We start from the raw sequence: 279 nt of genomic DNA on the forward strand, positions 1-279 counted from the left end.
AGGCGATCGCCACTTCGGTGCCGTCGATCAGCGGCAGGTGCAGGCCGTAGGTGTCGCCGGCGTAGGGCCGGGCCAGGCGCAGCCAGCGGCTTTCGCGGCCCTGGGGCCAGGTGTCGCGGTCGAAGAGAAATTTGACCCGGTAGTAGCCGTGGCGGTCCATTTCCGCGTAGGTGTCGCGGGCGACGTTGCTGCTGATGCGCGCGGGAATGGTGCCGGCAATCTTCGGTTTGCTCGGAATCGGGGGGCGGAAACAGATGAAGGCGTCGTAGGGCATCGCGT

The 279-nt window shown here is 67.0% G+C and carries 1 pseudogene; it reads right to left on the reverse strand.

Annotation, left to right across the window (positions count from 1 at the left end):
• Positions 1-279 (reverse strand): annotated as a pseudogene (locus ACZYR5_RS29700) (type VI secretion system tip protein VgrG); the annotation flags it as partial.

The organism is Pseudomonas sp. F007 (assembly GCF_057814275.1).